Annotated in this window: 15 protein-coding genes; 8 read left to right on the plus strand and 7 right to left on the minus strand. The window is 66.4% G+C overall.

Annotated elements, in window-relative coordinates; translation table 11 throughout:
- Positions 1–139: 139 nt before the first annotated feature.
- Positions 140–1,153 (minus strand): serine/threonine protein kinase, encoded by a 1,014-nt coding sequence (locus AC1RJW_RS21620; RefSeq protein WP_493046779.1) that lies wholly within the window; start codon positions 1,151–1,153, stop codon positions 140–142.
- A 104-nt stretch (positions 1,154–1,257) separates the two neighbouring features.
- Between AC1RJW_RS21620 and AC1RJW_RS21625 the strand changes: the two genes are divergently transcribed.
- The 6 genes from AC1RJW_RS21625 (at position 1,258) to AC1RJW_RS21650 (ending at position 7,578) form a co-directional block, all read left to right on the plus strand.
- On the plus strand, positions 1,258–1,956 hold the full coding sequence (locus AC1RJW_RS21625) for a UPF0149 family protein (protein WP_077401213.1): 699 nt from the start codon (positions 1,258–1,260) through the stop codon (positions 1,954–1,956).
- A gap of 77 nt (positions 1,957–2,033) precedes the next feature.
- Entirely contained in the window at positions 2,034–2,951 is a 918-nt protein-coding gene (locus AC1RJW_RS21630; RefSeq protein WP_493046780.1) for a LysR family transcriptional regulator, read from the plus strand.
- 115 nt (positions 2,952–3,066) lie between these two features.
- Complete coding sequence (locus AC1RJW_RS21635; protein ID WP_493046781.1) at positions 3,067–4,614, plus strand: MFS transporter; 1,548 nt, start codon at positions 3,067–3,069, stop codon at positions 4,612–4,614.
- A 26-nt stretch (positions 4,615–4,640) separates the two neighbouring features.
- Positions 4,641–5,711, plus strand: a complete 1,071-nt coding sequence (locus tag AC1RJW_RS21640; protein ID WP_493046782.1) for an HlyD family secretion protein — start codon at positions 4,641–4,643, stop codon at positions 5,709–5,711.
- Entirely contained in the window at positions 5,708–7,147 is a 1,440-nt protein-coding gene (locus tag AC1RJW_RS21645; protein ID WP_493046783.1) for an efflux transporter outer membrane subunit, read from the plus strand. The genes AC1RJW_RS21640 and AC1RJW_RS21645 overlap by 4 nt, the downstream gene beginning before the upstream one ends.
- Complete coding sequence (locus AC1RJW_RS21650; RefSeq protein WP_493046784.1) at positions 7,144–7,578, plus strand: hypothetical protein; 435 nt, start codon at positions 7,144–7,146, stop codon at positions 7,576–7,578. Before AC1RJW_RS21645 ends, AC1RJW_RS21650 begins: the two co-directional genes overlap by 4 nt.
- Positions 7,579–7,584: 6 nt before the next feature.
- Here AC1RJW_RS21650 and AC1RJW_RS21655 read toward each other — a convergent pair whose 3' ends face one another.
- The 5 genes from AC1RJW_RS21655 to AC1RJW_RS21675 form a co-directional block, all read right to left on the minus strand.
- Positions 7,585–8,373, minus strand: coding sequence for an ATP-binding cassette domain-containing protein (locus tag AC1RJW_RS21655; RefSeq protein WP_493046785.1), 789 nt, complete (start codon positions 8,371–8,373; stop codon positions 7,585–7,587).
- Positions 8,374–8,383: 10 nt separating this feature from the next.
- Positions 8,384–9,436, minus strand: coding sequence for a FecCD family ABC transporter permease (locus AC1RJW_RS21660; RefSeq protein ID WP_493046787.1), 1,053 nt, complete (start codon positions 9,434–9,436; stop codon positions 8,384–8,386).
- A complete protein-coding gene (locus AC1RJW_RS21665; protein ID WP_493046788.1) occupies positions 9,433–10,359 on the minus strand; it encodes a heme/hemin ABC transporter substrate-binding protein in 927 nt (308 codons plus the stop codon). Before AC1RJW_RS21665 ends, AC1RJW_RS21660 begins: the two co-directional genes overlap by 4 nt.
- The gene (locus AC1RJW_RS21670) at positions 10,347–11,438 is read right to left on the minus strand and encodes a hemin-degrading factor (protein WP_493046823.1); all 1,092 of its coding nucleotides are present in this window, start codon (positions 11,436–11,438) and stop codon (positions 10,347–10,349) included. The genes AC1RJW_RS21665 and AC1RJW_RS21670 overlap by 13 nt, the downstream gene beginning before the upstream one ends.
- 198 nt (positions 11,439–11,636) lie before the next feature.
- Positions 11,637–12,536: a DMT family transporter gene (locus AC1RJW_RS21675; RefSeq protein WP_230505821.1), complete on the minus strand. Its 900-nt coding sequence runs from the start codon at positions 12,534–12,536 to the stop codon at positions 11,637–11,639.
- A 322-nt stretch (positions 12,537–12,858) separates the two neighbouring features.
- Between AC1RJW_RS21675 and gcvA the strand changes: the two genes are divergently transcribed.
- Together gcvA and AC1RJW_RS21685 are read left to right on the plus strand one after the other, a co-directional pair.
- Entirely contained in the window at positions 12,859–13,803 is a 945-nt protein-coding gene (gcvA, locus tag AC1RJW_RS21680) for a transcriptional regulator GcvA (protein WP_070220093.1), read from the plus strand.
- Positions 13,800–14,147, plus strand: a complete 348-nt coding sequence (locus AC1RJW_RS21685) for a hypothetical protein (protein WP_493046789.1) — start codon at positions 13,800–13,802, stop codon at positions 14,145–14,147. The genes gcvA and AC1RJW_RS21685 overlap by 4 nt, the downstream gene beginning before the upstream one ends.
- Here AC1RJW_RS21685 and orn read toward each other — a convergent pair.
- Complete coding sequence (orn, locus tag AC1RJW_RS21690; RefSeq protein ID WP_493046790.1) at positions 14,142–14,738, minus strand: oligoribonuclease; 597 nt, start codon at positions 14,736–14,738, stop codon at positions 14,142–14,144. The two genes, AC1RJW_RS21685 and orn, sit on opposite strands and share 6 nt — an antisense overlap.
- Positions 14,739–14,753: the final 15 nt, after the last annotated feature.

Consider the following 14,753-nt stretch of genomic DNA (forward strand, 5'->3'; position numbering starts at 1 on the left):
CCCTTTTCATCATTTCACCAATCAAACCTACTGCGCGTCGCGCTTTGCGGCCGGCGATGCTCACTGGGCTTCAGCCCAGTTGCGCTTCTCGACCACAAATCACTGCCGCTCGCTACGGTTTTATTGGCAAAATACTCATTCAGATGGGCCAGAGGGGCGCCTCATCCATCAAGGCCACCTGCTCCCTGAGTTCCAGGATACGGTCCTGCCAGTAGCGCTGCGTGTTAAACCATGGGAAGGCGACGGGGAAGGCGGGGTCGTCCCAGCGGCGCGCCAGCCAGGCCGAATAATGGATCAGGCGCAGGGTGCGCAGCGCTTCGACCAGGTACAGCTGGCGCGGGTCGAAATCGCAGAAATCCTCGTAGCCGGCCAGGATGTCGCTCATCTGGCGCACCTGGTCGCCGCGTTCGCCCGACAGCATCATCCACAGGTCCTGGATGGCCGGGCCCATGCGGCTATCGTCGAAATCGACGAAATGGGGGCCGGCGTCCGTCCACAGCACGTTGCCGCCATGGCAGTCGCCATGCGTGCGCAGCACGGCCACGTCGCCCGCGCGGTCGTAGCAGCGCTTGACGCCGTCGAGCGCCTGCTGCGCCACGCTGGAATACGCGGCCAGCAGTTCGGGCGGCAGGAAGTTGCCCTCCAGCAAGAATTCGCGCGGTTCGACGCCGAACGTCTGGTGATCGAGGGCCGGGCGTTCCTTGTAGGCGGACAGCGCGCCGACGGCGTGGATACGGCCGATGAAGCGCCCTATCCATTCCAGGGTGGCCGGGTCGTCCAGCTCGGGCGCGCGGCCGCCGTGGCGGGGGAAGACGGCAAAGCGGAAGCCCTGGTACTGGTGCAGGGTGCTGCCGTTGATCGCCAGCGCCGGCACTACCTGGATTTCGCGCTCGACCAGGTCGGACACGAACGCGTGCTCTTCCAGGATGGCCGCATCGCTCCAGCGCGCGGGACGGTAAAACTTCGCCACCAGGGGCGCGCTGTCCTCGATGCCCACCTGGTAGACGCGGTTTTCATAGCTGTTCAGCGCCAGCAGGCGGCCATCGCCGCGCAAGCCCACGCTATCGAGGGCGTCGAGCACGCAATCGGGGCTCAGGGCGGAAAAGGGATGGACGGGCCGGTCGTCCTCGTGCGGCTGGTTTTCATTGTGCATAAGCGACATTGTAAGGCGCGCGCGGGCCGCCGGTGCAAACACTTCGGTGATGAAGCGCCGCAAGGCGTATACTGGCGGCTTATATTCAATACAAAGAGCAAGCCATGCAACTCGAACAGCCATTATCAGAAAAAGAATTCGACGAATTAGACCAATTCCTGTTGTCGGACCGGTGCTCCGAAGACGCCATGACCATGGATATGCTGCACGGCTATCTGACGGCCGTCGCCATCGGTCCGGAACCGATCATGCCGGCAGAGTGGTTGCCGCGCGTGTGGGGCGAAGATGCCGAAGATGCGCCGAAATTCAAGAACAGCAAGGAAGAAGAGCGCATCGTCAACCTGATCATGCGCTTCATGAACGAAGTGCTGGTGACGTTTGAAGTGGCGCCCAAGGAATTCGAAGCGCTGTTCGTCGAACACGACTACGAAGGCCAGACCCTGATCGACGCCGAAGCCTGGTGCTGGGGCTTCTGGGACGGCATGGAACTGCGTCCAGGCTCGTGGAACGAAATCTGGGATTCCGAAGTGGCCGAGCTGATGCAGCCGATCTACCTGCTGGGCGCCGACGAAATCAAGGAAGAAGAACTGAAACTGGTGGAAGACCCGGTCAAGGCGCACAAGCTGGCGCAGGAACTGGAAGCGAACCTGCCGGCCATCCACCGTTTCTGGGTCCCGCGCCGCAAGGCACCGGTGCAAACCATGAAGCGCGAAGAGCCGAAAGTGGGCCGCAACGACGACTGCCCTTGCGGCAGCGGCAAGAAGTTCAAGAAATGCTGCGGCGCAGAGCCGGCAGCCGAGTAATACCGCAATAGCATCCCCGCTGCGCCGGCGTCCTGCCGGCGCAGCGCTGGCGCTGGCCCCCGGGCTATAATCGCCGCATGAAACTCCCCGACCTGAATCTGCTCGTCGCCCTCGACATCCTGCTCGAGGAAGGCAGCGCCGTGGCCGCCGCGCGGCGCATGAACCTGAGCGCGCCGGCCATGAGCCGCACCCTGGCGCGCATCCGCGACGCCATCGGCGACCCCGTCTTCGTGCGCTCCGGGCGCGGCCTGGCGCCCACCCCGCGCGCGCTGGAATTGCGCGAACAGGTGCGCGGCGTGGTGGAGCAGGCGCACGCCGTCTTCACGTCCGGCCGCGAAATCGACCTGCGCACCCTGGAACGCACCTTCAGCCTGTGCGCCAACGACGTGTTTGTCGGCGCGTATGGCGGCAAGCTGCGCGACCTGCTGGCCAGCCATGCGCCGAACACGGTGCTGCGCTTCGTGCCCGAAGGCGACGGCGCCACGGAAAACGACGCCCTGCACGCGGGCCGCATCGACCTGTACATCAGCGCAAGGCGCGCCTTTGCGCCCGACATCAAGCTGCAGCACCTGTTTTCCACCGGCTTTGTCGGCATCGCCCGCAGCGACCATCCGATCTTCGACAGCCCCATCAACCTGGACAGCTTTACCGAATACGAACATATCAGCGTCTCGCGGCGCGGCCTGGCGCGCGGCCCCTTCGATACTGTCCTGGCCGAGCGGGGCTACATGCGCCGCGTCTCGCTGATCACGCCCAATTTTCAGTCCGCCATCTTCGCCGTGGCCGATTCGCGCCTGCTGCTGCCCCTGATGCCCACGCCCCTGCTGCCCATCGTCGAGCGGCTGGGCTTGAAGCTGCGCACCTTCCAGCTGCCCATCCCCGTCGACAATGTCGACGTGTTCCAGGCCTGGCACCCCCGCCTCGATCACGACCACGCACACCGCTGGCTGCGCGCGACGATCAAGTCGCTGTGCGGCAGCGCACCGGGCGCATAAGCGCTGAACCCAAAATCATTGCGCCAGACGCAATCGAGACTTCATCAATTATCAATTTTCACAAGATTAACGGCTACCTATACTGCGTGGACTGATTCTCATCCACGGAGTTCCCTTGTCCGCTGTACTGCTCCCCGGCGCCGTCCCGACGACGGCGCCGCTTCCCCCTTCACCGCCAGTGCCACCCGCGCCGCCAGTTTTCGGCCTGCGCCTGGCCACGGGCCTGGCCGGCGTGCTGCTGGCCGTGCTGGTGTCCGGCCTGAATGAAAACATCACCAAGGTCGCGCTGGCCGACATCCGCGGCGCCATGGGCATCGCGCGCGACGACGCCAGCTGGCTCGTCGCCCTGTATGCGGCCGCCTCGGTGTCGGCCATGGCCTTCGCGCCGTGGTGCTCTGTCACGTTCTCGCTGCGCCGGCTGACGGCTGCCGCCATCATCGTCTGCATGGCCGCTGGCCTGCTATGCCCGTTCGCGCCGAATTTCTCCGTGCTGCTCGCCCTGCGCGTGGTGCAGGGCGCGGCCGGCGGCGCCCTGCCGCCCATGCTGATGACGGTGGCGCTGCGCTTCCTGCCGCCGAACGTCAAGCTGTATGGCCTGGGCGGCTATGCGCTGAGCGCCACCTTCGGTCCCAGCCTGGGCACGCCGCTGGCCGCGTTCTGGACCGAGTACCTGGGCTGGCAATGGGCCTTCTGGCAAGTCGTCCCGGGCAGCATCGTCGCCCTCTTGATGGTGTCCTGGGGCTTGCCGCAAGACCCGCTGCGCCTCGAGCGTTTCCGTCAATTCGACTGGCGCGGCCTGCTGCTGGGCCTGCCCGCCATCAGCATGCTGGTGGTGGGATTGCTGCAGGGCGAACGCCTGGCGTGGTTCGCCTCGCCGCTGATCTGCGTGCTGCTGGGCGGCGGTCTATTGCTGCTGGTATTGTTCTTTATCAATGAATGGTCGCATCCGCTGCCGTTCTTCAAGCTGCAGCTGCTGTCGCGGCGCAACCTCAGCCACGCCCTGCTGACCCTGGGCGGCGTGCTGTTCGTGCTGCTGGCCGTGATCCTGATCCCCTCGTCCTACCTGGCGCAGGTGCACGCCTACCGCCCGCTGCAGACGGCGCCCGTGATGCTGATGGTGGCGCTGCCGCAGTTGCTCGCCCTGCCGCTGGTGGCCGCCCTGTGCAATATCCGCGCCGTCGACTGCCGCTGGGTGCTGGCCATCGGCCTGGCCCTGCTGGCCCTCTCCTGCGTGCTCGGTGCGCGCATGTCGCCGGACTGGATACGCACGCATTTTTACCTGCTGCAGGCGGTGCAGATCTTCGCGCAACCGATGGCCGTGATTCCCTTGCTGCTGCTGGCCACCACGGGCCTGGCACCGCAGGATGGCCCTTTCGCCTCGGCCTGGTTCAACACCATCAAGGGCATGGCGGCCGTCGTCGCCACGGGCGTGCTCGATGCCCTGATCACGCGCCGCAACCATTTTCATTCGACGGTGCTCAGCGAACGCCTGGGCAACCTGCCTGGCGTCGTGGACGTGCCAGGTTTGGCGCAGCGCATGCATGCGCAAGTCGTCACCCTGACCTCGTCCGACCTGTACCTCATTGTCGCCGCCATCGCGCTGGCCATGATTGTGATCATTCCCATCCTGCCGACGCGCGTCTATCCGCCGCGCGCAGCCTGACTTTTATTTCAAGAAAGAGCATCCCCATGCAAACAACCATACTGCGCTCACGCGCATTTCTTCTCGGACTGGCCCTGCTGGCCTGCGCCCTCGCCTTTTGCGCCTGGCAACTGCTGTTTTCCCCCAGCGAAGAACAAGGCACCGACGACGCCTTCGTCAGCGCCGACTACACCGTGCTCTCGCCCAAGGTGGGCGGCATCGTGCGGGAAGTGCTGGTGGAAGACAACCAGACTGTCAAGGCGGGTCAGCTGCTGGCGCGCATCGACGACCGCGACTACCAGGCCGCCGCCGCCTCGGCCCGCGCCGAGGTAGCCGGCGCCGAAGCGCAGCTGGCGAATGCCCGCGCCACCTTGCAGCGCCAGCAATCGGTAATCGAGCAAGCCACGACCCTGGTCGACGCCAACCAGGCGGAAGACAAACTGGCGCAGCAGGAACTGGCCCGCTCAACGCACCTGGCAGGCCAGGGCGCGGGCAGCGTGCAAAACGCGCAGCAGGCGCAATCGCGCTTCGACGTGAGCCGGGCGCGCCTGGCGCAAAACCGCGCCGCCCTGGTCGCCACCCGCAAGCAGACGGACATTTTGCAGGCGCAGCAAGGCGCGGCCGAAGCGGCCCTGCTGCGCGCCCGCGCCAGCCTGCAGCGGGCCGAACTTGATCTGTCGCATACGCAGCTGCGCGCCCCCATCGACGGCATCGTGGGACGCCGCGCCGTGCGCGTCGGCGCCCTGGTGGCGCCCGGCGCCAGCCTGATGGCCGTGGTGCCCCTGAACCGCAGCTTCGTCGTCGCCAACCTGCAGGAAACCCAGCTGACCCACGTGCGCCAGGGCCAGCGCGCCAGCATCGCCGTCGACGCCTATCCGGGCATGCTCCTGCGCGGCACGGTGCACAGCATCGCGCCCGCCACGGGCGTGACGTTTGCCGCCATCGCGCCGGAAAACGCCACCGGCAACTTCACCAAGGTGGTGCAGCGTATCCCCGTCAGGATCGCGCTCGATCCGGGCCAGGATGACGGCAGCCGCCTGCGCGTGGGCATGTCGGCCGAAGTGCGCATCGATACGGCCATGCGCCGTCAAGACATCAAACAGGTGAGCGCGCGATGAAAACCTTGATCTGCATCACAGCCCTGGGCCTGGCCGGCTGCGCCAGCGTCGGCAGCGACTTCCAGCGCCCGCACCATGATCTGGGACAGCAATGGCGCCAGGCGCAGGATGCCCGTTTCGCCGCTCAGCAGGACGCCGCCATCGAGCAGCGCTGGTGGGACAGCTTCGGCGATACCACCCTGTCTTCCCTGCTGCAGCGCGCCGCCGGCGCCAACCTCGACGTGCTGGCGGCCGGCAGCCGGCTGGAACAAAGCCGTGCCGCGCGTGGTGTCATCGGCGCCGCCCAAGGCCCGTCCCTGGGCGCGAATGGCAGCTACAGCCGCGCGCGCAACAGCGAGCAGGGTTTGAGCGACCCGTCGCGCAACAACGGCCAATCCGCCTACAACCTGTGGCAAAGCAACCTTGACGCCGCCTGGGAGCTGGACCTGTGGGGCCGCGTGCGGCGCGAAGTGGAAGCTGCCGACGCGCGCGTCGACGTGGCCGTGGAAACGCAGCGCGGCGTGCTGCTGGCCGTGCTGGCCGAGACGGCGCGCAACTACATCGAGCTGCGCGGCGCGCAGCAGACGCTGGCCATCACGCAGCAGCTGCTCGATATCGCCCGCCATACCCTGGACCTGACCCGCATCCGCCTGCGCGAAGGCGCGGCGACGCAGCTCGACGAAGCCGAGGCGGCGGCCCACGTGGCCACCATCGAAGCGCGCCTGCCGCCGCTGCAGCAGCGCGAAGCGCGCCTGGGCAATGCCCTCGCCCTCTTGCTGGCGCTGCCGCCGCAAGCCCTGCACGCCGAACTGGCGGCGGGCAAGCATATTCCCGCCGTGGCCATGCAGGTGCAGCTGGGCGTGCCCGGCGAACTGGCCGAGCGCCGACCCGACATCCGCCGCGCCGAAGCGCAGCTGCACGCGGCCACGGCCGCCATCGGCGTGGCGCAAGGCGATTTTTATCCGCACATCACCCTCTCGGGCAGCATCGGCCTGCAAGCGATGCAGCTGTCCGACATCGGCTGGGACGCCAAACGCTTTGCCTTCGGTCCCGGCTTCAGCGTGCCCCTGTTCGATGGCGGCCGCCTGCGCGGCAATCTGCAATTGCGCGAGGCGCAGCAGCAGGAAGCGGCCATCGCCTACCGCCAGACGGTGCTGGCCGCCTGGCACGAGGTGGAAGATGCGCTCTCGGGCTACCAGGCCAACGCCCGGCGCCAGGCCAGCCTCGATGAAGCCGTCAGGCAGGGACGGCGCGCGCTGGGCAGCGCGGAACTGCGGTACCGCCAGGGCGGCACGGACTTGCTCAACGTGCTGCATGTGCAAAACACCTTACTGAACAACGAAGCGGCGCTGGTCGACAGCCGCGCCACCGCCTCGCTGTCGCTGATCCAGGTCTACAAGGCGCTGGGCGGCGGCTGGCAGGCATTTTCAACCACCTCGCAAGGAAGCACGCCATGAAACCGAATCCCGCACATTTTTCCATCCACGATGTCAGCGACTTTCCCATCGTGCGCTTTCGCCCTGAAACGGCCGTCGACGGCTATGCCCCGCTGTGGGAAAACGACATGGACGCCCTGCTGCGCCATGGCGAGCCGTTCGTCCTGCTGTTCGAAGCGGAGCGCAGCGATGAAACGCACGTCGACCGCAAGCGGCGCGGCCTGTGGCTCAAGCACAACAAGGTGGCGCTGGCCGCCATTTGCCGCGGCCTCGTGTCGGTCGAGGCGGACGCGCAGAAACGCGTGCAGATGCAGGCGATGGCGGCCGGCGCCATGAAAGCCTTCGGTATCCTGCAGGAAGTGGCGGCCACGCGCGAACAGGCCGACGCCCTGATGGTGTGGCTGCTGGGCAGCGGCCAGATGGCGCGGCCGCGCGCGGCGGACGTATGGTAAGTGGATTCAGGCGGCCCTGCGTACCGCGCTTCTGGCGGGGATGACGCACACGTCGCCGTCGCCGTTGGTCGCCGTCGTCAGGGCGATGCCGTACAGCGCGGCCAGGGCGGGTACGGCGCCGGCATCGCTGGCGATATCGCCCACCAGCTGGCCCGAACGCACCAGCAGCAAGCGCTCGAAGCCCAGCAAGGCGTGGTTGATATCGTGCAGGATGGCGACGAGGGCGTGGCCGCGCGCGGCGCAGAACTGCTGCAGGCTGTCGAGCAAATCGAACTGCAGGCCGGGATCGAGCGCCGCCAGCGGTTCGTCGACGAGTATCAAGCCATCTTCGACATCCCACATCTGCGCGAAGATGCGCGCCAGCTGCACCCTGGCCTGCTCGCCGCCGGACAGGGTGTCCAGGCGCCGCCCCAGCAGATGCGCGGCGTGCGCCAGGGCGGCCGCGTCCTGCACGATCCGTCCCAGCTGCGGGTCGGCCAGGCGCGCCACCCGCCCCAGGCCGATCACCAGTTCGCACGGCAAGCCGAAGGCCACGTTCGAGCCTTGCGGCAGGACGGCGCGGCGCAGGGCCAGTTCGGCCAGCGGCCACTGCGCCAGCGGCCGGCCGGCGAAGACCACCTGGCCCGCCTGCGGCTGCAGTTCGCGCGCCATCAGTTTCAACAGGGTCGACTTGCCCGCGCCGCTGGGGCCGAGGATGGCGACGCGCTCGCCGGGTGCCACCTGCAGATTGAACGGGCCGAAATACTGCTGGCCCAGTTGCGTGGTGGCGAAGGCGAGTTCCAATAAAGGCGTCATGCGCATCCTTTCAGGCGGTGCCGTGGCGGAAGCGCCGCAACAGCATCAGAAAAAATGGCCCGCCCAGCAAGGCCGTAAAAATGCCGACGGGGACTTCCGCGGGAATGGCGACCGTGCGCGCCAGGGTGTCGGCCAACAGCAGCAGCAAGCCTCCCATCAGCATCGCCAGCGGCAGCACCTTGCGCTGGTCGGCGCCCAGCCAGGTGCGCACCAGGTGCGGCGCGATCAGACCGATGAAGCCGATGCCGCCGCACCAGGCGACGGCAAACCCCGTCAGCACGGCCACCAGCACGATGACCTGCGTGCGCAAGCGGCTCACGTCGACGCCCACGTGCAGCGCCTGCGCCTCGCCCAGCGCCAGCGCGTTCAGGGAACGCATCAGGAAACGCGTGGCCCACAGCGCGCCCGCCAGCACCAGCAGCAAGGCGGCCACCTGGCGCCAGCTGCCGGCCGACAGCGAACCGAGGGTCCAGAAAGTCAGGGTGCGTAATTGATCGTCGCTGGCCAGGTAGATGCACAGCCCCATGACGGCCACCGCGATGGCGTTCAGCGCCACGCCCGTCAGCAGCAGGCCGACGATGGAACCCGGCGTGGCCCAGCGCGCCACCCTGTCGAGCAGCACGCAGATGAGCATGGCGCCGGCAAAGGCGGCGGCGGGCAGCAGCCACACGCGCAGCTCGGGCGCCACGTGCCGGCTGGCCGCAAAAACGATAGTGGCCGCGCCCGCGCAGGCGGCGCCGCTGCTCACGCCCAGCAGGCCCGGGTCGGCCAGCGGATTGCGGAACAGCCCTTGCGTCAAGCCGCCGGCCAGCGCCAGCGCGGCGCCGATCAGGATGGCAAACAGCGCGCGCGGCAAACGGATATGCCACAGCACGTAGGCGCCTCCGGACAGCGCCGCGTCGCCAGACTGAAACGGCGCCAGCCAGTCGGCCAAGGCGACAGGAACGGCGCCCGCCTGCACGGCGACGAGCAAGCCAGCGGCCAGCGCCGCGGCCAGCAGCCCGCCAGCGCCCCAGCGTGGCCAGCGCCAGGGCGCGGCGGAGACCAGGGAAGCCACGTTCATGCGGCCATGGCTTTGGCAAAAGCGGCGTCGAGTTCCGCCAGCGCCTGCGGCATGCGCGGGCCAAAGCCCAGCAGCAGCATGGCTTCCTGCGAGACGATGCGGTGCTTGCGCCCGGCCGGCGTCTGCGCCAGGCCTGGCAGTTTCAGGATGCCGTCCACGCCGCCCGAAGCTTTCAAGCCCTGATCCGTGACGAGCACGATGTCGGGCCGCGCGGCGATCACGGCTTCCGGCGTGAGCGGCTTGTAGCCGGCGAATCCGCCCTGCCCGCCCATCACGTTGACGGCGCCCGCATACGCCAGCATGGCGTCGGCGCCCGTCTCGCGCCCGCCCACCATCACCTGGTTCGGCGCATGCGCGAGGATGAACAGCACGCGCACGGGCGCATGCTGGCGCTGCTGCACCTTGGCCAGGGCGCCGCTCCACTGCTGCTGCAGGCTTTGCGCCAGGCGCGCGGCGGGGTCGGCGCGGCCCGTGATCTGGCCCACCTGTTTTACCCGTTCGAGCAAGCCTTCGAATTGGTTGTTCGCGCTGAGCACCGCCACCGGCACGCCGGCGTCGCGCACCTGGCGCAGCACCGCTTGCGGCCCCGCTTCCTCGGTGGCGATCAGCTGCGTGGGCGCCAGCGACAGCACGCCTTCGGCCGACAAGGTGCGCGCATAGCCGACCTGCGGCAACTGCTGCGCCACGGCCGGATACAGCGAGGTCGTATCGACGCCCACCAGTTCGCCCTGTGCCTCGAGCGCGTAGACGATTTCCGTCAGGGCGCCGCCCACGCTGACGATGCGCCGCGCCTTGGCAAGCGGCTTGCCCGCGTCGGTCACTGCCGCCAGCACCTGCATGGGAGCGGCCAAGGCCAATGCTCCGGCCCCCATTTTTTTCAGCGCGATGCGGCGCGCCACGCTGGCGGCGATCATGCGGCGCATAGTTCGCCCTCCTGCGCTACCCTATCGACGATATGGCGCCATTCGCACAATTCATGCATGCCCGGCTTGCGTTCGCCGAAGAACATGACGATGGTGTCGCCCTTCGCATCGAACAGTTCCACGGACGTCACCAGGCCGTCGACGGTGGGCTTTTTCACCACCCAGGCGCTGGCGATATGGTCTTCGCGCAAATGCAGGTTGAAGCGCTGGTCGAGGACATTGATCCATGGCCCCATCACGGCGATCTTGTGCACGGGCCCCGAATGGATCTGGATCATGCCGGCATTGCCGACGAAGGCCATGATGGACACTTTTTCGAGGGCGGCATCGTTGAGCAGGTCGAGCACGCAGGATTTGTCAATCTGCTGCACGAAGCGCGCTTCGGCCAGGCGCAGCCCCTGCAGGCGCGAGACCGCATATTTTTTCAGTACGGTGAAAAATTCATGCGTATCGCGCAAGTCGGCCCAGGCGGCACGAAAGCCGGCCACGTCGATCTGCGCGTCGGGCAGTTCGGCCGGCGGCGGCGACGGCGCCGTCACGGCGATGCCGGCCGTCTGGTCCGCGTCGGCAAAACGCGTCACCAGCGCGTCGTAGGCGGCCAGGTCGCTTTGCGGCTTGAGGAAAATCTTGTGCACGGCGTGGCCGGCCGCATCGAAAAACTGCAGGCTGCGCTGCACCTCGTGCTCGCCCATCTCGCGTACGGCAAAACCATGCGCCCACTGGCGGTAAAACACGCGCAGGTCGATGTCGCCGCCCAGCACCAGGCCCACATGGTTGTTGTGGCTGGCCTTGCGGTAGACGCCCGTCTTTTCATGCACGCACGAAGCGTTGCGCGTCAGCGCCATGACTTCGCCCAGCGGTTCCAGCGCGGCGATGATGGCGGGCCAGTCGGCCTGCAGGCGCTCGGCGCCCAGCAAGGCGCCATCGGCCAGCGACAGGCCCGCATGCGCGGCGATCAGCTCGCCTTCGGCTATGCCCAGTTCCTCGGCGATGTCGCGGTGGCGAGCCTTCTTTTCGCGGCGCAGGCGGGCAAATTCGCTGGCGACCAGCTCGGTATTGCAAATAGGGAACGTGCTCAACACGGTGTCTCCTTTCAAGGCGAACACTGGCTGGCATGGGCTGGCTGGTGGTGGGGGAATCTTGACATCGATTATAAATGAGAATCATTCGCAATCAAGTCTTATTTGTGCGCGCACAAAAAAAGCGCCGCGGCAGGAAACCCGTCGCGGCGCAAAGGAGACCGATCGAGACAACCGATCAGTTCGGGAAAAACAGGATCAGGCGCTGGCCTGCACGGCCGGCATGGCCGCCGCCTTGGGCGCGGGCCGCTGCGCCAGCAAGACCACGGCGGCCAGCACCATGGCGCCGCCCAGCAATTGCGTGCCGCTGACGGATTCCTTCAGCAAGGTCACGCCGAACGCCATCGTGATGACGGGTTCAAAGGTGGAAATGATCGACGCCTTGGCCGCGCCGATCTGCGCCACGCCGGCAAAGAAGGCGGCAATCGCGATGGCCGTCGAGAACAGGGCGATGGCGCTGACGGCCAGCCAGCCCGTCGCCGTGCCCGGCAAGGACACGCCTTGCCACAAGGCAATCGCGCTGTTCGACAGGCCCGCCGTGCCCAGAATCACCACGCAAGCGGCCAATGGGTGAATATTCTCGCGGCTTTTCGACAGGCTGTTGCCAAACAGGATGTACACGGCGTACACGCCGGCCGCCATCAAGGCCAGGGCGATGCCGATGGGCTGGCCCTGCAGCTTGCCGCCCAGGGTGATGGCCATGCCGGCAATGGCCAGCGCCATCAGCACCAGCATGCGCCGGTCCAGCTTTTCCCAGCCCAGGGCCAGCGCGAGGATGGTGACGAGCACGGGATACACGTACAGCAACATGCCGCACAGGCCGCTGCTGGCATACATGAGGGCATTGAAATAGCCTTGCGACTGGGCCGTGTACATCAAGCCCATCAGCATGTAGCCGGCCAGCAGGCGGCCGCGCGGCAAGCGCCAGCCGCCGAGCCACACAAGCGGCAGCAACAGCATGGCGGCGATGACGAAACGCAAGGCCAGCATGGTCGACGGGTTGACCCCGGACGCATAGGCCGCCTTGGCAAACACTGCGGAACTGCCGAAACCGGCGGCCGACAGCAACACCAGCGCAACGGCGCGGCGATCAGACATGACTAAACCTCTTTGAGTACGCCAGGGCAAACCTTCTGCGCGTCGCGCTTTGCGGCCTGCGATGCTCACCGCCTCGGCGGCCCCGTACAAGTACGGTTGCGCTTCTCAGCCACAATCACTGCCGCTCGCGACGGTTTTCCCAGGCGTTGTAACGTTGTAAATATAAATGCCCAGCCAGGCCGGGAGATGTGCATGCGTGAATCCTATTGCGGGTCGTTTCACGCATAAGCGGCATCATATTCGCTTGCGCAAAATGAAACAAACCAATATTCTTCACGGATAGGCCAAATTTTACTGAGGCTCAATTCCCTGGAAGACTGCCATGTCACGTCCCTTGCCACCGCTCGCCGCCCTGCACGCCTTCGAGGCCGCCGCCCGCCATGAAGGCTTCCAGCGCGCGGGCGAAGAATTGCACGTCTCTGCCGGCGCCATCGGCCATCACGTAAAACAGCTGGAAGCGTGGCTCGGTATCGTGCTGTTCCAGCGCCTGCCGCGCGGCGTGGTGCTCACCAGCGCCGGCCAGCGCTATGCAGCCTCGCTGGGGCCCATCCTCAACCAGCTGGCCGACGTTTCCGAGCAGGCGCGGCGCCAGGGCGACGACAAGGTGGTGACGGTGACGGCCACCAGCTCGCTCGTCTCGCGCTGGCTGATGCCGCGCCTGGGCCGCCTGCGCGACCGTTATCCGCAGATCGAACTGCGCGTGCTGGCCTCGATGCACCCGGTCGACCTGGCGCGCGATGGCGTGGACGTGGCCATCCGCCTGGGTCCTGGCCGCTATCCGGGCCTGAAAGTGGATTTATTGATGGAAGAATGGTTTTCCGCCGTCTGCAGCCCCGGTTTCCGCGCCAATGCGGCCAGCCTGCGCCAGCCTGCCGACCTGCTGCGCTATCCGCTGCTGCACGACGAACCGGAAGTGCACCTGCCCGGCGAAATCGACTGGACGCGCTGGCTGCACAGCTGCGGCGTGCATTACAGCGGCAATAGCGGCAACAGCGGCGCGCGCTTTTCACATACCTATCTATGCCTGGACGCGGCCGCCAGCGGCCAGGGCGTGGCCATTGCCGCCAGTCCCCTGATCGGCGACGACCTGCGCTCGGGCCGCCTGGTGCGCGTGTTCGAGCACGCCGTGCGCGGCCCCCACTGCTATTATCTGCTGCGTTCGCCCCAGGCGGAAACGCGGCCCCTTGTGCACGCGTTCTGCGAATGGCTGATCGCCGAAGCGCGCGCCGACCAGGAAACCGTCTGGCCTACCGTGGAGACAGCATGACGAGCAGGGAAATGGCGCGCAGCGCCCAATTCAGTATCCAGCACGAATACGAACATGCCAAGGTGACGCGCGCCGATGGGCGTCACGCCAGCCTGGGCGAATTCTATGGCGACCCGGCCATGGCATTGATCGATATCAATGAGCAATGGTGTGCCGTGGCGGGCGAGGGATTGGTGCTGTGCCGGCTGGAACAGCCGTTCGGCCAGTGCGTGGAATATTTCCGCCAGCCGGGCGAAGTGCGCTGGATCACGGGCTTGCGGCAAACGGGGACGTTTGCGCTGGAGTGGCAAGGCGAGGAAGGCGCGTGGTCCGCCCTCGCCTTTGGAACATCCGAAAAATTATAGCTTGATGAAATTTTCGCGGTAGTACTTCAATTCTTCGATCGACTCGAGGATATCGGCCAGGGCCGTGTGCTTCTGGTGCTTCTTGAAACCGGTGGCGATTTCCGGCTTCCAGCGCTTGCACAGCTCTTTTAATGTCGATACATCAACATTGCGATAGTGGAAGAACGCTTCCAGCTTCGGCATGCCGCGCACCATGAAGCGGCGGTCCTGGCCGATGGTGTTGCCGCACATGGGCGACTTGCCTGCAGGCACGTATTTCTTCAGGAACGCGATCAGTTCCGCTTCCGCCTGCGCTTCCGTCACGGTCGACGCTTTCACCTTGTCGATCAGGCCCGAACGGCCGTGCGTGCCCTTGTTCCAGGCATCCATCTTGTTCAGGGTTTCATCCGACTGGTGAATCACGAACACGGGGCCTTCGGCCAGCAGGTTCAAGTGCATGTCCGTCACCACCACCGCCACCTCGATGATGCGGTCGGTATCGGGCTCCAGGCCCGTCATTTCCATGTCGACCCAGACCAGGTTCATCTCGTTTGGCCGTGCGGGCACGGCGGGTGCGGGGGTGGATGCAGTTAAGTCGGTCGCTTGTGACATAATTCTCTCTTGGCC

This window comes from Janthinobacterium sp. GW822-FHT07A03, from assembly GCF_058798815.1.